Here is a 17,637-nt window from a genome sequence, read left to right as displayed (position 1 = left end):
CCGTCCTGTCCCTCCCCCCGGGGTTCGCGCACGTCAAGGAGGCTGCCCATGTCCGCGTCCCTCTCCCGACCGCGTGTGGGGGTGTGGCTGGTCGGAGCCCGAGGCTCCGTCGCCACCACCGTCGTCACGGGGTGCGCCGCCGTCACCGCGGGACTGCACCCGCCCACCGGCATGGTGACCGAGCACCCGTCGTTCACCGGCAGCGGCCTGCCCGCGCTGTCCGACCTCGTCTTCGGCGGCCACGACACCCTCGACTGCCCCCTGCCCAAACGCGCCGAGACCCTGACCGCCGGCGGAGTCCTCCCGCCCGGCGTCGCCACCGCCGTCGGCGCCGAACTCGCCGCCGCCGACCGAGAGATCAGGCCCGGCGGCCCCACTTCGGGCGACACCCGGACCGAGGCCGAACTGATCGTGGCCTTCGCCGACGACATACGCGACTTCGTGCACCGCAACGAACTGGCGCGGGCCGTGGTGGTGAACGTCGCCTCCACCGAACCCGCCTCCCAGGGGCCCGACGCGCCGCTGCCGGCCAGCACCCTGTACGCGCTGGCCGCCCTGCGCGCGGGCTGCCCCTACGTCAACTTCACCCCGTCCGAGGGCATGCACCACACCGCCGCCGCCAGCGAGGCGGAGCGGAGCGGCCTGCCCTACGCCGGCCGGGACGGCAAGACCGGACAGACCCTGCTGCGGGCCGTGCTGGGCCCGATGTTCGCCCAGCGGGCGCTGACCGTACGGGCCTGGTCCGGCACCAACCTGCTCGGCGGCGGCGACGGCGCGGCCCTCGCCGACCCGGCCGCCGCGGCGGCGAAGAACGCCGGCAAGGAACGCGTCCTGGCCGACACCCTCGGAACCGTTCCCGAGGGCGAGGTCCACATCGACGACGTCCCGGCGCTCGGCGACTGGAAGACCGCCTGGGACCACATCGCCTTCGACGGCTTCCTCGGCACCCGCATGGTCCTCCAGACGATCTGGCAGGGCTGCGACTCGGCCCTCGCGGCACCCCTCGTGCTGGACCTGGCCCGGCTGACCGCCCGCGCCCACGAGGCCGGTGTCAGCGGCCCCCTGACCGACCTGGGCTTCTTCTTCAAGGACCCGGTGGGGGACGGGCCGGCGGCCCTGGGGGAGCAGTACGCGGCGCTGGTCGCGTTCGGCGAGCGGCTGCGGGCGCCGTCGTCGACGGCGCGGCCTCCGGGGGACGCGGCGCCGGGCGAGCGGTCGTGACGGCGCGAAGCGTCCCGGCCCCACCTGCCGGGGGCCGGGGCGCCCGGGGGGCGGGACGGGCCCGCGCCTGGGCCGAACTCCTGCGGCTGCCCGCCCTGTTCACCGTCCCCGGCGACACCCTCAGCGGCGCCGCCGCCACCGGCACCCGGCCCAACTCCCGCACCTTGTACGCCATCGGCTCCTCCGTGTGCCTCTACGAGGCCGGAATGGTCCTCAACGACTGGGCGGACCGCGAGGAGGACGCCGCCGAGCGCCCCGAACGCCCGCTCCCGTCCGGCCGCGTCCGGCCCGGGTCCGCCCTCGCGGCGGCCTGCGCGCTCACCGGCGCGGGACTGGTCCTCGCCGCCCGGGCCGGCCGTCCCGCCCTCACCGTGGCCGCACCCCTCGCGGCCACCGTCTGGGCGTACGACCTCGCCCTGAAACACACACCCGCCGGACCGGTGGCCATGGCCGCCGCCCGCGGTCTCGACCTGCTCCTCGGCGCCGCGGCGACCACCGGCCGCACCCGCGAGGCGCTGCCGTCCGCCGCCCTCCTCGGCACCCACACCCTGGCGGTCACCCTCGTCTCCCGCCGGGAGACCACCGGCGGGACGTCCGTGCCGCCCCTGGTCGCCCTCGCCACCACCGCCCTCCTCACCAGCCTGGTGACACGCCGCCGCCTTCCCCCGGCGGACCGGGCGGACAGCGCGGGCCCCCCGCTCCCGACCCGCACGCCCCCGGCCCGGACACCGGCGGCCGCCGACCCCGCCGGACCCGGCAGCCGCCCCGTCCCGGTGCCGCGTCCGGGGAGCACCGCCCCGGCACGGTTCACCGCCGACACCGCCCTGCGGGCCGCCCTCGCCACCGCCTACGCCGTGACCGCCGCCCGCCCCTACACCCACGCCGCCCTCAACCCCTCACCCCCGCTCACCCGGCGAGCCGTCGGCGGCGGCATCCGCGCCACCATCCCCCTCCAGGCGGCGCTCTCGGCCCGCGCCGGAGCCGGCGTCACCGCCGCCGTCATCGCCGCGCTGGCCCCGATCGGACGGAAGTACGCGAGGAAGGTCAGCGTCACATGAGCCCCCGGCCCACCGCACCCGAGCCCCCGCACACCACGCCCTCGCAGCTCCCGCTCCGCTTCGGCTACGGCACCAACGGCCTCGCCGACCTCCGGCTGGACGACGCCCTCGCCCTGCTCGCCGACCTCGGCTACGACGGCGTCGGACTCACCCTCGACCACATGCACCTCGACCCGCTCGCACCCGACCTGGCGTCGCGCACCCGCAAGGTGGCGCAGCGCCTCGCCGAACTCGGGCTGACCGCCACCGTGGAGACCGGAGCCCGGTACGTGCTCGACCCGCGCCGCAAGCACGGACCCTCCCTGCTGGACCCCGACGCCGGCGACCGCGCCCGCCGCGTGGCCCTGCTGATCCGCGCCGTCCGGGTCGCGGCCGACCTCGGCGCGCACGCCGTGCACTGCTTCAGCGGGACCCTCCCGGCCGGCACGGACGAGGACACGGCGTGGAAGCGTCTCGCCGAGAGCCTCGCCCCCGTCCTGGACGCCGCGACCGCCACCGGCATCCCGCTCGCCGTGGAACCCGAACCGGGACATCTCCTCGGCACGCTCGACGGCTTCCACCGCCTGCGCCGGGAACTCGGCGACCCCGAGGCCCTCGGACTCACCCTCGACATCGGCCACTGCCAGTGCCTCGAACCCCTCTCTCCCGCCGACTGCGTACGCGAGGCGGCGCCCTGGCTGCGGCACGTGCAGATCGAGGACATGCGCCGCGGTGTCCACGAACACCTCCCCTTCGGAGACGGAGAGATCGACTTCCCGCCCGTCCTCGAGGCCCTCGCCGCCACCGGCTACCAGGGCCTGACGGTCGTCGAACTGCCCCGCCACTCCCACGCGGGACCCGAGCACGCCGAACGCTCCCTGCCCTTCCTGCGCGGCGCCGCGGCACCCGCCTCCCCACGACCGGACGGGCCGGTCCCACCCCCCGCCGCGCCCGTCGCACCCCCCGGCGAGCCCTCCGCCGCCCCGGAAGGGAGAACCCCTTGACCCGCCACGACACCACCGAGGCCACCCCCGGCGGCATCCCGCCGGACGCCCTCCGCGACGAGGTCGCGGCCCAGCTCGCCGGGCCGGCCCGCGACTGGCTCGACCGGGCCCTCACCGAGGCGAGGGAACACCCCGGCGCACACGGCCCGATCTCCGCGTGGGAACTGCGCCTGGCCGAGGCCGGACGCCGCTGCGGCGACGAGCACGCCGACGCCGCCCGGGTACTGATCCTGCACGCCGCGCAGGCCGACCTCGACGCACTCACCCGCGTCTACCGCCAGGGCACCGCCGCCGAACGCCGCGCCGTCCTGCACGCCCTGCCCCACCTGGTGCCGGGGCCGGACGCCGTCCCCCTGATCGAGGACGCCCTGCGCACCAACGACACCCGGCTGCTCGCCGCCGCCGTCGGCCCCTACGCCGCCCGGCACCTCGATCCGCACAACTGGCGTCACGCCGTGCTGAAGTGCCTGTTCACCGGTGTCTCCGTCGACGCGGTCGGCGATCTCGGCGAGCGCGCCCGCGCGGACGGCGAGCTGGCCCGCATGCTCGGCGACTACGCCGCCGAACGCAGCGCCGCGGGCCGTCCCGTACCCGAGGACCTGTACCGCGTCCTGGCCCTGACCGAGTCCGCCGCACCACCGCACGGCACGGGCACCCCCCACGGCAAGGAGTCCTGATGCGCATCTTCGACCCCCACATCCACATGACGTCCAGGACCACCGACGACTACGAGGCGATGTACGCCGCCGGCGTCCGTGCCGTCGTCGAGCCCTCCTTCTGGCTCGGCCAGCCCCGCACCTCGCCCACCACCTTCCTCGACTACTTCGACTCGCTCCTCGGCTGGGAACCCTTCCGCGCCGCCCAGTACGGCATCGCCCACCACTGCACCCTCGCGCTGAACCCCAAGGAGGCCAACGACCCGCGCTGCCTCCCGGTCCTCGACGAACTGCCCCGGTATCTCGTCAAGGACCAGGTCGTCGCGGTAGGTGAGATCGGCTACGACTCGATGACCCCGGCCGAGGACGCCGCCCTCGCCGCCCAGCTCCAGCTCGCCGCCGAGCACGAGCTGCCCGCGCTCGTGCACACCCCGCACCGCGACAAGCTCGCCGGACTGCGGCGGACCGTCGACGTCGTCCGCGAGTCGGCTCTGTCGCCGGACCGCGTCCTGCTGGACCACCTCAACGAGACCACCGTCAAGGAGGCCAAGGACAGCGGCTGCTGGTTGGGCTTCTCCGTCTATCCGGACACCAAGATGGACGAGGAGCGGATGGTCGCGATCCTCCGGGCCCACGGCCCCGAACGGGTCCTCGTGAACTCCGCCGCCGACTGGGGCCGCAGCGATCCCCTCAAGACCCGCAAGGTCGCCGACCTGATGCTGGCCGAGGGCTTCACCGAGGACGACGTCGACCGGGTGCTGTGGCGCAACCCCGTCGCCTTCTACGGGCTGAGCGGCCGGCTGAACCTGCGGGTCGACACCACCGACACCACCCACGAGGGCAACTCCATCCTGCGCGGCGGGGAGTGACCGATGCGCTTCCGCCACCCCGACGGCTCCACCGTCCATCTCGCCTACTGCACCAACGTCCACCCCGCCGAGACCCTGGACGGAGTCCTCGCCCAGCTCCGCGACCACTGCGAACCGGTCCGCCGCCGCCTCGGCCGCGACCGTCTCGGCATCGGCCTGTGGCTCGCCAAGGACGCCGCCCACGCCTTGGTCTCCGACCCGTCGGCGCTGCGCGGTCTGCGCACCGAACTCGACACGCGCGGTCTGGAGGTCGTCACCCTCAACGGCTTCCCCTACGAGGGCTTCGGCGCCGAGGAGGTGAAGTACCGCGTCTACAGGCCGGACTGGGACGACCCCGAGCGCCTCGACCACACCACGGCACTCGCCCGGCTGCTGGCCGGCCTCCTCCCCGACGACGTGACCGAGGGCAGCATCTCCACCCTCCCCCTCGCCTGGCGCACCCGCGGCGCCGAATCGGCGCACACCGCGCTGCGCACCCTCGGCCAGCGCCTGGACGCGCTGCGGGACCTCACCGGCCGGTCCATCCGCGTCGGCCTGGAACCGGAACCCGGCTGCCTCGTGGAGACCACCGGTGACGCCATCGCCCCGCTGACCGCGATCGGTCACGACCGGATCGGCATCTGTGTCGACACCTGCCATCTCGCCACCTCCTTCGAGGATCCGCACACCGCTCTGGACGCCCTCACCCGGGCGGGCGTCCCCGTAGTCAAGAGCCAGCTCTCGGCCGCCCTGCACGCCGAACACCCCCATCTGCCCGAGGTCCGCGAGGCCCTCGCCGCCTTCGACGAACCCCGCTTCCTGCACCAGACCCGCACCGCCACCGCCGCCGGACTGCGCGGCACCGACGACCTGGGCGAGGCACTCCGGGGCGAGGCGCTTCCCGACGCCTCGCCCTGGCGCGCCCACTTCCACGTCCCCCTGCACGCGGCCCCCGCCGCGCCCCTCACCTCCACTCTCGCCGTACTGAAGGCCGCCCTGACCCGGATGGTCGGCGGTCCCCGGCCGCTCACCCACCACCTGGAGGTGGAGACGTACACCTGGCAGGCGCTCCCGCCGGAGCTGCGGCCCCGTGCCAGGGCCCAGCTCGTCGACGGCATCGCCGCCGAACTCACCCTCGCCCGGGACCTGCTGACCGACCTCGGACTGAAGGAGCTGCCATGAGCGCCGGCACCGCGCGGACCACCCCCGGCACCGGTCCGACGCCGCTGCTCGTCCTCGACGTCGTCGGACTCACCCCCCGGCTCCTCGACCACATGCCGCACCTCAAGGCCCTGAGCCGGTCCGGCTCGCACGCTCCGCTCGGCACCGTCCTGCCGGCCGTCACCTGCGCCGCCCAGTCCACGTTCCTGACCGGCACGACCCCGGCGGAGCACGGCATCGTCGGCAACGGCTGGTACTTCCGCGAACTCGGCGACGTCCTGCTGTGGCGCCAGCACAACGGCCTCGTCGCGGGCGACAAGCTCTGGGACGCCGCCCGCCGCGCGCACCCCGGCTACACCGTCGCCAACATCTGCTGGTGGTACGCCATGGGCGCGGACACCGACTACACCGTCACCCCCCGTCCGGTCTACTACGCCGACGGCCGCAAGGAACCCGACTGCTACACCAGGCCGCCGGCCCTCCACGACGAACTCACCGAGAAACTCGGCACGTTCCCGCTGTTCCACTTCTGGGGGCCGGGCGCCGATCTCGTCTCCAGCCGCTGGATCATCGACGCGACCCGCCACATCCTGCACACCCGGCAGCCCGACCTGACGCTCTGCTACCTCCCCCACCTCGACTACGACCTGCAGCGCTTCGGCCCCGACGACCCGCGCTCCCGGAAGGCCGCCGCCGACCTGGACACGGCCGTCGCACCGCTCCTGGACGACGCGCGGGCACTGGGCCGCACCGTGGTCGTGCTCTCCGAGTACGGCATCACCCCGGTGAGCCGGCCGGTCGACATCAACCGCGCGCTGCGCCGGGCGGGCCTGCTGGAGGTGCACACCCAGGACGGCATGGAGTACCTGGACCCGATGGCCTCCCGTGCCTTCGCGGTCGCCGACCACCAGATCGCGCACGTCTATGTGCGCCGCCCCGAGGACATGGACGCGACCCGGGCCGCGCTGGACGGGCTGCCCGGCATCGAGCAACTCCTGGACGACGAGGGCAAGAAGGCCCACGGCCTGGACCACCCGCGCTCGGGCGAACTCGTCGCCGTGGCCGAGCCGGACGCCTGGTTCACGTACTACTACTGGCTCGACGACGCCCGCGCGCCCGACTTCGCGCAACTCGTCGAGATCCACCGCAAACCCGGCTACGACCCGGTCGAACTCTTCATGGACCCCCTCGACCCCTACGTCAAGGTCAAGGCCGCGACCGCTCTGGCCCGCAAGAAACTCGGTATGCGGTACCGCATGGCGGTCGTCCCTCTGGATCCCTCACCTGTTCGCGGCAGCCACGGCCGCCTTCCCACGAGCGACGACGACGGTCCGCTCCTCATCTGCTCCACCCCCCGCGCCGTCGGCGACCGCGTGGCGGCCACCGATGTGAAACAACTCCTGCTCCAGCTCGCCGGACTCGGCTGACGCACCACTTGCGAGATCCGACCACTGAGAGTGAAACACACGGCACTGACAACGGCCGGTCCCGGTGGCGCCGGAACCGACCACGACCGAGAAGGCAGGCCATTCGTGACCCTGTATCCGGAGCATTCCGCCCCTTCCCGCACCGATGCCGCCACCACCGACACCCCCGACGAGGGACTGCGCCGCACCCTCGGTGTGGGCCGGCGCAGCTTCCTCAGCACCTGCACCGCCGTGGCGGCCGGAGCCGTCGCGGCCCCGGTCTTCGGCGCCGCCCCCGCCCTGGCGCAGGACCGCGGCAGAGGCCACGACCACGATCACGACCACGGCCACGGCGGGCAGGTGCTCGTCCCGCCGCACAAGCGCGGCATCATCCTCTACACCGTCCGTGACGCCACCGCCCGCGACCCGCTCTCCACCGACCTGCCCTCCGGCTTCCGCGAGGTGTTCAAGCAACTGGCCCGCCACGGTTACCGGCAGGTGGAGTTCGCGGGTTACCGCCAGCACGCGAACGCGCCCGGCGGCGCCGACCTGGAATCCGTGCAGGGCGCCAAGCTGCTGCGCGCCTGGCTCGACGACTACGGTCTGCGCGCCCAGGGCAACCACGGCTTCATACCGTCGTCCTGGCCGCTGTCGACGGCGGACCTGGACACCTTCAAGAAGCACCTGGAGATCGCCAACATCATCGGCATGGACCACATGGGCACCGGCGGCGACCCCACCGGCAGTTCCTACCGTGCCGACTGGGACGTGGCCGCCGACAAGTGGAACGCCCTCGGGGAGATCGCCCGTCGCGAGGGCATCAAGCTCTACACCCACAACCACGACGGCGCCTACGGCTTCCTGCTCGACGGAGGCCCGCTGGACTCCCAGGGCCGGCCGACCCGCAGCTCGGGCATCCGGAAGCTGGAGTACTTCCTCAAGGTCACCGACCCGAGGGTCGTCTGGCTGGAGATGGACATCTTCTGGGCGCACGTCGCTCAGTACAAGTTCCACACCTACACCGCCCACGACGGCTCCACCCGCGAGAACGTCTTCGACCCGGCCCGCCTGGTCGCCCGCAACAACAAGCGCTACCCGCTGTTCCACGCGAAGGACGGCGTCGTCAGCACGACCAACGGCATGGGCTACGAGATGGTGCCCTTCGGAACCGGGGTCATCGACTACACGACGTTCTTCTCACGGATCGGGGAGCGGAACTACCACAACCCGATGGTCGAGGACGACAACTCCCCGAGCGCCACCGACCCCGGGCAGTCGCTGCGGGAGGCCAAGATCAGCTACGACAACATGGCCGCGCTGCGCAAGCGGCGGCACTGATCCACCACGCGAATCGGGCGGTCCTTCCCCTGGTGGGGGAAGGACCGCCCGGTCCGTTCGTGGCGTTTCGTGCGGCCTCGCGGGCCACGTGTCATGTCAGGCCGTCTCCTCGCCCAGGGGTTGCGGGTTGGGGGTGATGCGCTTGTCCTTGGGCCGTCCGGGCGGGCTGAGGAACAGCGCCACGAAGCCGGCGAAGAACGAGATGCAGCCGGCCAGTATGAAGGCGCCGTTGAGGCCCCAGGCCGTCACGACGACGATTCCCATGCCGGAGCCGAGGCCGGAGACCAGCTTGGAGCTGTACACCATGCCGTAGTTGGTCGCGTTGTTGTTCTCCCCGAAGTAGTCCGCGGTCATCGCCGCGAACATCGGGAAGATGGCGCCGCCACCGAAGCCGGAGACCGCGGAGAAGATCAGGAACAGCGGCAGGTTCTTGATCTCGGCCGACCAGATGATGCCGAACTGGGCGAGGCCGAGGATGACGCAGACGTACAGCAGGCACTGCTTGCGGCCGTACAGGTCGGAGAGCCAGCCGATGACGCCGCGTCCCGTGCCGTTGACGATCGCCTTGAGCGACATGGCGGTGGCCACGATTCCGGCGGCGAATCCCGCGTGCTCGCCGATCTCGACCTGGAAGGCGATACCGAAGATGTTCACGCCCGAGGTGCAGGCGAGACAGAACCACATGAGCGCCACCCGGCCGGTCCTCCAGGCCTCCACGGGGCTGTACTGGTGGACGGCCGGCGGGTTCCTCTCCAGGGAACGGCGTGCGCGAGGGTCGTCCGGCGGGTTGAGCGGGTCGATGTCGGCGGGCCACCAGTTCTTCGGCGGGTCCTGGAAGAAGAAGCCGGCGACGGCAACCGTCAGCGCGAGGAAGCAGCCGACCGTGACCAGGATGACCTTGAAGTTGGAGATGTCCATCATGGTCGAGAAGACGAAGACGAAGGGCACCGAGCCGTAGGCGAAACCGCCGTTGACGAAGCCGGTCTTGCCGCCCTTCCGCTCCGGATACCACTTGCCGACCATGTTGACGCAGGTGGCGTACACCATGCCCGCGCCCATGCCGCTGAACATACCGAAGCCGATGAAGGCGAGTATGACGTGCGGTGCGTAGGCCAGTGACAGATAGCCCATCAGCGTGCCGAGCGCGCCCAGCATCATCGCCCAGCGCGCGGGCAGCTTGCCGGTCTCACGCAGCCGTCCCGCCGGGAAGGCCACCGCGGCCTGGAAGAACACCCAGACGGACAGCATCCAGAAGATGCTGCTCTCGGACCAGTGATGGGCCTGGTGGATCGTCTCTTCGGCGGACGCGAACGCATACTCCGCGGAGGAGATGCCCATCATGCCCACCCAGGGCAGGATCACCATCCACTTGCGCTTGCGCCCCATGATGTCGATGTCGGACTCGCCGACCCGGTAGACGCGTCCGTTCTTGTCGGTCACCTCTCGATAGGCAACCGATGTTGGCAGATCGGTCGTTGTCATGTCGTTTTGCACCCCTTGCGTCGAAAGTTCTGGCCAGCGCCCCCTGTCCAATGCCTTTCGTGCGCGCACGGGTCCCGGAGCCGGCCGACGCGCACCGTCGGCCGACTCCTCCCTCGCTCACCTCATGAGCCGCCCCCCAACAGCCCTGCCGCCCGCGCCCACCGGTACTTCGCACCGAGCACGGCCACCGGCTGCTCCGTCGTGTAGGGGTAGGCCACGACCCCCCGCTCGTAGAGGTACTGGCAGGCCTCCTCGACCTCGACGTCGCCCGCGAGCGACGCCACCACCGGCTTCTCGATCCCGCGCTCCCGGAACTCCGCCACCACGCGCGCGGTCAGCTCGGCGAAGACCATGGGAGGGGTGACGATGGTGTGCCAGTAGCCGAGGACGAGCGCGTGGATGCGCGGGTCCTCCAGACCGAGCCGGATGGTCGCCTCGTACGTCGACGGCGGCTCCCCTCCGGTGATGTCCACCGGGTTGCCGGCGGCCCCGAACGGCGGGATGAACTTCCGGAACGACTCGTCCAGGTCCGGCGGTATCTCCATCAGCCGCAGGCCGTTGTCGGTCACCGCGTCGGACAGCAGGACACCGCTGCCGCCGGCCCCGGTGATGATCACGACGTTGTCACCCCCGGGTGCGGGAAGTACCGGCAACGCGCGCGCGTACTCCAGCATGTCGTTCAGCCCGGGTGCCCTGATGACCCCGGCCTGCCGCAGGATGTCGTCGTACACGGCGTCGTCGCCCGCGAGGGCCCCGGTGTGCGAGCCCGCGGCCTTCGCGCCGGCCGCCGTACGCCCCGCCTTCAGGACGACGACGGGCTTCTTGGGCACCGTCTCGCGCGCCGCCTCCACGAAGGCGCGCCCGTCCTTGAGGTCCTCCAGGTGCATGGCGATGCACTCGGTGTGCGGATCCTCGCCGAACCAGGTCAGCAGGTCGTCCTCGTCCAGGTCGGACTTGTTGCCGAGGCCGACGATCGCCGACACGCCCGTCTTCGTGGTCCGGGCGAAGCCCAGGATGGCCATCCCGATGCCGCCGGACTGCGAGGTCAGCGCGACCCCGCCCTTGACGTCGTACGGCGTGCAGAACGTGGCGCACAGGTCCTGCCAGGTGGAGTAGTAGCCGTAGATGTTCGGCCCGAGCAGCCGCACGCCGTGCCGTTCGGCTATCTCCACGATCTCGTCCTGGAGCGCGTGCTCACCGGTCTCCGCGAACCCGGACGGGATCAGCACGGCGTTGGGGATCTTCTTGCGTCCGACCTCCTCCAGCGCCGCCGCCACGAACTTGGCGGGGATGGCGAACACGGCCACATCCACCTCACCGGGAACGTCCGTGACACTCTTGTACGCCTTGCGGCCCAGAATGTCATCGGCCTTGGGGTTCACCGGGTGGATCTCCCCGGAGAAGCCGCCGTCGACGAGGTTGCGCATCACCGAGTTGCCGATCTTGCCCTGCTCGTTGGAGGCGCCGATCACCGCGACGGAGCTCGGCTGCATCAGCCGCCGCATCGAGGTGAGGATCTCGTCGCGCCCGTAGCGGCGGCGTTGTTTCACCGGCGCGTCGGACAGGATCACGCGGATGTCCGCGGCGACCGCCCCCTCCGGAGTGGCGATCACCGGGTTGAGGTCCACCTCGGCGATCTCGGGGAAGTCCGTGACGAGCTGGGACACCCGGCGGATCTGCTCGGCGACGGCCCAGCGGTCCACGGCCGGCGCGCCGCGCACCCCGTGCAGGATCTCCGCCGAGCGGATCGAGTCCAGCATCGACAGCGCCTCGTCCGCGTCGACCGGCGCGAGCCGGAACGTGACGTCCTTGAGGACCTCGACGAGCACTCCGCCGAGCCCGAAGGCCACCACCTTCCCGAACGTCGGGTCGGTCACCGCGCCGACGATGACCTCCTGCCCCTCGGGGAGGAGTTCCTGCACCTGGACGCCCTCGATCCGGGCGTCGGCGTTGTACGCTCGCGCGTTGTCGATGATCCGGTGGAACGCGGCCCGTACGTCGCCGGCGCCCTCGACGCCGACGACGACACCGCCGGCGTCGGTCTTGTGCAGGATGTCCGGCGAGACGATCTTCATCACGACGGGCCCGCCGAAGCGCGCCGCGTACGCCACCGCCTCGTCGACGTCCCGCGCCAGTTCCTCACCCGGTACGGCGATCCCGTACGCGTCGGCGATCACCTTGCCCTCGGGCGCGGTCAGCGCCGTCCGGCCCTCGGCCCGGACCGCGTCGAGGAGCGTGCGCACCCTCAGCGTCCGGTCTTCGGCCATCACGTCAGATCACTCCGTTCGACTTGAGCAGGCGCAGTTCCTCGTCACCGAGACCGAGCTCACCGACGTAGACCTCTGCGTTGTGCTCGCCCAGCAGCGGTGAACTCTGCACGTCCACCGGCGAGTCGGACAGCTTCAGCGGGCTGCCGACGGTCACGAACTCGCCGCGCTGCGGATGCGGCACCCGGACGACCATCTCGTTGTCCGCCAGCGAGGCGTCCTCGATGATCTCCTTGGTGGACAGGATCGGCCCGCACGGGATGTTGTGGGCGTTGAGCTGCTCCAGCACCTCCCACTTGGGCAGGGTCGAGGACCACTCCTCGATGAGCTGGAACATCTTGTTCAGCTTCGGCAGCCGGGCCTCCGGCGTCGCCCACTCGGGGTCGTCGGCCAGTTCGGGCCGGCCGATCAGCTCGCTGATGGGCTGCCAGCCGACGGGCTGCACGATGACGTACACGTAGTCGTTGGGGCCGCCCGGGGCGCACTTGACCGCCCAGCCGGGCTGGCCGCCGCCGGAGGCGTTGCCGGACCGGGGAACCTCGTCGCCGAAGTCCTCGTTGGGATATTCGGCGAGGGGACCGTGCGTCAGGCGCTGCTGGTCGCGCAGCTTCACCCGGCACAGGTTGAGCACGGCGTGCTGCATGGCCACGTTCACCCGCTGCCCGCGCCCGGTGTGCTCCCGCTGGAACAGCGCCGCGAGGATGCCCGCCACGGCGTGCACACCGGTGCCCGAGTCCCCGATCTGGGCGCCCGTCGCCAGCGGCGGCCCGTCCTCGAAGCCGGTGGTGGACATCGACCCGCCCATCGCCTGCGCGACGACCTCGTACGCCTTGAACTTGGTGTACGGGCCGTCGCCGAACCCCTTGATGGAGGCGTAGACGACGCGCGGGTTGATCTCCTGGATGCGGTCCCAGGTGAAGCCCATGCGGTCGATCGCGCCCGGTCCGAAGTTCTCGACCATCACGTCGGAACGCCGGATCAGCTCGGTCAGCAGTTCCTTGCCGCGCTCGGTCTTGGTGTTGAGGGTGATGCTCCGCTTGTTGCAGTTGAGCATCGTGAAGTAGAGGGAGTCGACGTCCGGGAGGTCGCGCAGTTGCTTGCGCGTGATGTCCCCGGTCGGCGCCTCCAGTTTGACGACGTCCGCGCCGAGCCAGGCGAGCAGCTGGGTCGCGGAGGGCCCGGACTGGACGTGGGTCATGTCGAGGACACGGATGCCTTCGAGAGCCTTTGCGGTCACCGGATCACCTCACTTGTACATGGTCTGGTTCATGGTTCCGGGGGCGTACGCGTCCGGGTCGACCCAGACGTTGATCAGCGACGGCTTCCCGGACTCCCGGGCGCGCCGCAGCGCGGGGCCGATGTCGGCGGGGTCGCGGACCTCCTCGCCGTAACCGCCCAGCATCTGCGCGAACTTGTCGTAGTGGACGTCGCCGAGGGTGTTGCCGATGCGCTCGCGCTCCTTGCCGTACTTGGCGGCCTGGCCGTAGCGGATCTGGTTCATCGAGGAGTTGTTGCCGACGATGCCGACGAAGGGCAGGTCGTAGCGCACCAGGGTCTCGAAGTCCCAGCCGGTCAGGGAGAAGGCGCCGTCGCCGAACAGGGCGACGACCTCCTTGTCGGGCCGCGCCTGCTTGGCGGCGAGCACGAACGGGACCCCGACGCCGAGGGTGCCCAGCGGGCCCGGGTCCATCCAGTGCCCGGGCGACTTGGGCTGTACGACCTGACCGGAGAAGGTGACGATGTCGCCGCCGTCGCCGATGTAGATCGAGTCCTCGGTGAGGAAGTCGTTGATCTCGCTGACCAGCCGGTAGGGGTGGATCGGCGAGGCGTCCGAGCGCAGCTGGGGCAGCCGCTTGTCCAGCGCGGTCTGCTCAGCGGCGCGCAGTTCGTCGAGCCACTCCTTGCGCCGGGACGCACCGCCGTTGACCCGGCCGGAGGCCGCCTCGGTCACCGACTTGAGCACCAGCCCGGCGTCGCCGACGATCCCCAGGTCGATGTCGCGGTTCTTGCCGACGGTCCGGTAGTCGAGGTCGATCTGGACGACGGTCGCGGCCGGCGACAGCCGCTTGCCGTAGCCCATCCGGAAGTCGAAGGGCGTGCCGACGATGACGATGACGTCGGCGTTGGAGAAGGCGTACCGGCGCGACAGCTGGAAGTGGTGCGGGTCGCCCGGCGGGAGGGTGCCGCGGCCGGCCCCGTTCATGTACGCGGGGATGTTGAGGCCGCGCACCAGCTCGATGGCCGCCTCGGTGCCGCGGGTCGTCCACACCTGGCTGCCCAGCAGGATCGCGGGCTTCTCGGCGTGCACGAGGAGGTCGGCGAGCTTCTCGATCGCCTCGGGGTCGCCGGCCGAGCGGGTCGAGGCCCGGTAGGCGCCGGCCCTCGGCACCCGCGCCTTGTCCACCGGCACCTTGGCGTCGAGGACGTCGCGCGGGATCTCCAGGAAGGAGGGTCCGGGCGCGCCGTGGTAGCACTCGCGGAACGCCATCGACACCATGTCCGCGGCGCGGGCCGTGTCCGGCACCGCCGCCGCGAACTTGGTGATCGGCGTCATCATGTCGACGTGCGGCAGGTCCTGGAGGGACCCCATCTTGTGCTGGGTGAGGGCGCCCTGGCCGCCGATCAGAAGCATCGGCGATTCGGCGCGGAAGGCGTTGGCGACTCCGGTGACGGCGTCGGTCGTCCCCGGGCCGGCGGTGACGACCGCGCATCCGGGCTTGCCGGTGATGCGGGCGTAACCGTCGGCGGCGTGGGCGGCGACCTGCTCGTGACGGACGTCGACGACTTCGATGCCCTCGTCGACGCAGCCGTCGTAGATGTCGATGATGTGGCCGCCGCACAAGGTGTAGATGCGTTCCACCCCCTCGGCCTTGAGGGCCTTGGCGACCAGGTGACCGCCGGAGATCACGTCCTGGGTGTCGTCGGGCATGGCGAAGTCCTGTCCCTTCATCGGGGGTTGGCACGCTCTCGCAGTACATTGCATACAGTCGACGAATACTGTATGAAGCTTGTTATCCCGCATCCGGTGGGTGGTGTCCAGGGGGCGTGCGGCACTTTCCAGACAGGAGCCGAGATGGACCTGTACGAGCACCAGGCAAGGGAACTCTTCGACGACCACGGCATCCCGGTGCCGCGGGCGGAGGTCACCGACTCGCCCAAGGAGGCGCGCGAGATCTCCCGCCGCCTCGGCGGCCGGGTGGTGGTCAAGGCACAGGTCAAGACCGGCGGCCGGGGCAAGGCCGGCGGCGTGAAGCTCGCCGCCGACCCGGCCGCCGCCGAACTGACAGCGCGACAGATCCTCGGTATGGACATCAAGGGCCACCGGGTCGGCAGGGTGATGCTCGCCGAACCGGTGGAGATCGACAGCGAGTTCTACGTCTCGTACGTCCTGGACCGCGCGGCCGGCCGCTTCCTCGCGATCGCCTCGGCCGAGGGCGGCATGGACATCGAGGAGGTCGCCGCCACCCGGCCCGAGGCCGTGGCGCGCGTGCACATCGACCCGGCCGTCGGGGTCACCTCGGCGAAGGCCGGTGAGATCGCCGAGGCGGCCGGACTGCCGCAGCAGACCGTCGACGTACTGGTCCGCCTGTGGGAGGTGCTGGTCCGCGAGGACGCCCTCCTCGTCGAGGTCAATCCGCTCGTGCGGACGGAACAGGGCCGGATCCTGGCCCTGGACGGCAAGGTCACCCTGGACGACAACGCGAGCTTCCGGCAGGCGAGGTGGGGCGCCGGGGGCGCCGAGCACGACGACCCCCTGGAGGCCCGGGCCGCAGAGAAGGGTCTCAACTACGTCAAGCTGGACGGCGAGGTCGGCATCATCGGCAACGGCGCCGGACTCGTCATGTCGACGCTCGACGTGGTCGCCGGCAGCGGCGCCCGCCCCGCCAACTTCCTCGACATCGGCGGCGGGGCCTCCGCCCAGATCATGGCCGACGGCCTGTCCGTCATCCTCTCCGACCCGGCCGTGAAGTCGGTGTTCGTCAACGTCTTCGGCGGCATCACCGCCTGCGACGCGGTCGCCGACGGCATCGTGCAGGCGCTGGACACCGTCCGGTTGACCAAACCGCTGGTCGTCCGCCTCGACGGCAACAACGCCGTACGCGGCCGCGCGATCCTCGACGAGCTCGCGCACCCGCTGGTCCAGCAGGCCACCACCATGGACGGCGCCGCACGCAAGGCCGCCCAGCTCGCCAACGCAGGCTAAGGAGACCGGACATGGCGATCCACCTCACCAAGGAGAGCAAGGTCCTCGTCCAGGGCATGACGGGCGGCGAGGGCATGAAGCACACCCGGCGCATGCTGGCGTCCGGCACGAACGTCGTCGGCGGCGTCAACCCGCGCAAGGCCGGCCGCACCGTCGACTTCGACGACCGCGCCGTGCCGGTCTTCGGCACCGTCCACGAGGGAATGGAGGCGACCGGGGCGGACGTCACGGTCGTCTTCGTACCGCCCGCCTTCGCCAGGGCGGCGGTGGTCGAGGCCGCCGACGCCGGCATCGGCCTCGCGGTCGTCATCACCGAGGGCATCCCGGTGCACGACTCCGTGGCCTTCACGGCGTACGCCCGGGCCCGGGGCACCCGTGTCATCGGCCCCAACTGCCCCGGCCTGATCACCCCCGGCCAGTCCAACGCCGGCATCATCCCGGCCGACATCACCAAGCCCGGCCCCATCGGCCTGGTGTCCAAGTCCGGCACGCTCACCTACCAGCTGATGTACGAACTGCGGGACATCGGCTTCTCGACCTGTGTCGGCATCGGCGGCGACCCCGTCGTGGGCACGACGCACATCGACTGCCTGACCGCGTTCGAGGCCGACCCGGACACCGAGCTGATCGTGCTGATCGGCGAGATCGGCGGCGACGCGGAGGAACGCGCCGCCGCGTACGTCCGCGACCACGTCACCAAGCCGGTCGTCGGCTACATCGCCGGCTTCACCGCGCCCGAGGGCAAGACCATGGGGCACGCGGGCGCCATCGTCTCCGGTTCGTCCGGGACGGCACAGGCGAAGAAGGAGGCACTGGAGGCCGTCGGGGTCCGGGTGGGCAGCACGCCCACCGAGACGGCCCGGCTCGTGATGGAGGCGCTGCGCCGAGCCGGATGACCCCGGTCGCGGCCCCCCACCCGGTGACCACCGCGCGTCACCGGCACCGCTCCTCCCCATCCCAATCTGCCCTGTTATGACCCCTACTGTCCTCCTTCGTACGACGTTCCGCGCACG

At 71.5% G+C, this 17,637-nt stretch carries 14 protein-coding genes; 10 read left to right on the top strand and 4 right to left on the bottom strand.

Annotation, left to right across the window (positions count from 1 at the left end):
- Positions 1-48: 48 nt before the first annotated feature.
- The 8 genes from DN051_RS09215 (at position 49) to DN051_RS09180 (ending at position 8,671) form a co-directional block, all read left to right on the top strand.
- Entirely contained in the window at positions 49-1,221 is a 1,173-nt protein-coding gene (locus DN051_RS09215) for an inositol-3-phosphate synthase (RefSeq protein ID WP_112438473.1), read from the top strand.
- On the top strand, positions 1,218-2,279 hold the full coding sequence (locus DN051_RS09210; RefSeq protein ID WP_112438472.1) for an SCO3242 family prenyltransferase: 1,062 nt from the start codon (positions 1,218-1,220) through the stop codon (positions 2,277-2,279). The genes DN051_RS09215 and DN051_RS09210 overlap by 4 nt, the downstream gene beginning before the upstream one ends.
- Positions 2,276-3,262: a sugar phosphate isomerase/epimerase family protein gene (locus DN051_RS09205; RefSeq protein WP_112438471.1), complete on the top strand. Its 987-nt coding sequence runs from the start codon at positions 2,276-2,278 to the stop codon at positions 3,260-3,262. Before DN051_RS09210 ends, DN051_RS09205 begins: the two co-directional genes overlap by 4 nt.
- Positions 3,259-3,939 carry an EboA domain-containing protein gene (locus DN051_RS09200; protein WP_112438470.1) on the top strand — a complete coding sequence of 227 codons (681 nt, stop codon included), beginning with the start codon at positions 3,259-3,261 and terminating at the stop codon, positions 3,937-3,939. Before DN051_RS09205 ends, DN051_RS09200 begins: the two co-directional genes overlap by 4 nt.
- Positions 3,939-4,787: a TatD family hydrolase gene (locus tag DN051_RS09195; protein WP_053759124.1), complete on the top strand. Its 849-nt coding sequence runs from the start codon at positions 3,939-3,941 to the stop codon at positions 4,785-4,787. The genes DN051_RS09200 and DN051_RS09195 overlap by 1 nt, the downstream gene beginning before the upstream one ends.
- 3 nt (positions 4,788-4,790) lie before the next feature.
- Positions 4,791-5,948, top strand: a complete 1,158-nt coding sequence (eboE, locus tag DN051_RS09190; protein ID WP_053759123.1) for a metabolite traffic protein EboE — start codon at positions 4,791-4,793, stop codon at positions 5,946-5,948.
- A complete protein-coding gene (locus DN051_RS09185) occupies positions 5,945-7,354 on the top strand; it encodes an alkaline phosphatase family protein (protein ID WP_112438469.1) in 1,410 nt (469 codons plus the stop codon). The genes eboE and DN051_RS09185 overlap by 4 nt, the downstream gene beginning before the upstream one ends.
- A 111-nt stretch (positions 7,355-7,465) precedes the next feature.
- Complete coding sequence (locus tag DN051_RS09180; protein ID WP_199314980.1) at positions 7,466-8,671, top strand: sugar phosphate isomerase/epimerase family protein; 1,206 nt, start codon at positions 7,466-7,468, stop codon at positions 8,669-8,671.
- Positions 8,672-8,767: 96 nt separating this feature from the next.
- On the opposite strand, the gene DN051_RS09175 is transcribed toward DN051_RS09180, so the two are convergent.
- The 4 genes from DN051_RS09175 to DN051_RS09160 form a co-directional block, all read right to left on the bottom strand.
- Complete coding sequence (locus DN051_RS09175; RefSeq protein ID WP_053759120.1) at positions 8,768-10,153, bottom strand: OFA family MFS transporter; 1,386 nt, start codon at positions 10,151-10,153, stop codon at positions 8,768-8,770.
- Between the two features lie 122 nt (positions 10,154-10,275).
- Positions 10,276-12,420, bottom strand: a complete 2,145-nt coding sequence (locus tag DN051_RS09170; protein WP_112442175.1) for an acetate--CoA ligase family protein — start codon at positions 12,418-12,420, stop codon at positions 10,276-10,278.
- A gap of 4 nt (positions 12,421-12,424) precedes the next feature.
- Positions 12,425-13,657 carry a formyl-CoA transferase gene (gene frc / locus DN051_RS09165; protein WP_112438467.1) on the bottom strand — a complete coding sequence of 411 codons (1,233 nt, stop codon included), beginning with the start codon at positions 13,655-13,657 and terminating at the stop codon, positions 12,425-12,427.
- 9 nt (positions 13,658-13,666) lie between these two features.
- Positions 13,667-15,349, bottom strand: coding sequence for a thiamine pyrophosphate-binding protein (locus DN051_RS09160; RefSeq protein ID WP_053759195.1), 1,683 nt, complete (start codon positions 15,347-15,349; stop codon positions 13,667-13,669).
- A 144-nt stretch (positions 15,350-15,493) separates the two neighbouring features.
- Between DN051_RS09160 and sucC the strand changes: the two genes are divergently transcribed.
- Both sucC and sucD read left to right on the top strand, forming a co-directional pair.
- Complete coding sequence (gene sucC / locus DN051_RS09155; RefSeq protein ID WP_053759119.1) at positions 15,494-16,624, top strand: ADP-forming succinate--CoA ligase subunit beta; 1,131 nt, start codon at positions 15,494-15,496, stop codon at positions 16,622-16,624.
- Positions 16,625-16,635: 11 nt separating this feature from the next.
- Positions 16,636-17,520, top strand: coding sequence for a succinate--CoA ligase subunit alpha (sucD, locus tag DN051_RS09150; protein WP_053759118.1), 885 nt, complete (start codon positions 16,636-16,638; stop codon positions 17,518-17,520).
- Positions 17,521-17,637 lie beyond the last annotated feature (117 nt).

The organism is Streptomyces cadmiisoli (genome assembly GCF_003261055.1).
Classification (GTDB): Bacteria; Actinomycetota; Actinomycetes; order Streptomycetales; family Streptomycetaceae; genus Streptomyces; species Streptomyces cadmiisoli.
This window is presented reverse-complemented; position numbering and strand designations above follow the sequence as displayed.

Bases quoted from the DNA above. Each gene is read 5' to 3' on its own strand.
- DN051_RS09215 (WP_112438473.1), top strand. From the start codon at position 49: ATGTCCGCGTCCCTCTCCCGACCGCGTGTGGGGGTGTGGCTGGTCGGA.
- DN051_RS09205 (WP_112438471.1), top strand. From the start codon at position 2,276: ATGAGCCCCCGGCCCACCGCACCCGAGCCCCCGCACACCACGCCCTCG.
- DN051_RS09195 (WP_053759124.1), top strand. From the start codon at position 3,939: ATGCGCATCTTCGACCCCCACATCCACATGACGTCCAGGACCACCGAC.
- eboE (WP_053759123.1), top strand. From the start codon at position 4,791: ATGCGCTTCCGCCACCCCGACGGCTCCACCGTCCATCTCGCCTACTGC.
- DN051_RS09185 (WP_112438469.1), top strand. From the start codon at position 5,945: ATGAGCGCCGGCACCGCGCGGACCACCCCCGGCACCGGTCCGACGCCG.
- DN051_RS09175 (WP_053759120.1), bottom strand. From the start codon at position 10,153: ATGACAACGACCGATCTGCCAACATCGGTTGCCTATCGAGAGGTGACC.
- DN051_RS09170 (WP_112442175.1), bottom strand. From the start codon at position 12,420: ATGGCCGAAGACCGGACGCTGAGGGTGCGCACGCTCCTCGACGCGGTC.
- DN051_RS09160 (WP_053759195.1), bottom strand. From the start codon at position 15,349: ATGCCCGACGACACCCAGGACGTGATCTCCGGCGGTCACCTGGTCGCC.
- sucC (WP_053759119.1), top strand. From the start codon at position 15,494: ATGGACCTGTACGAGCACCAGGCAAGGGAACTCTTCGACGACCACGGC.
- sucD (WP_053759118.1), top strand. From the start codon at position 16,636: ATGGCGATCCACCTCACCAAGGAGAGCAAGGTCCTCGTCCAGGGCATG.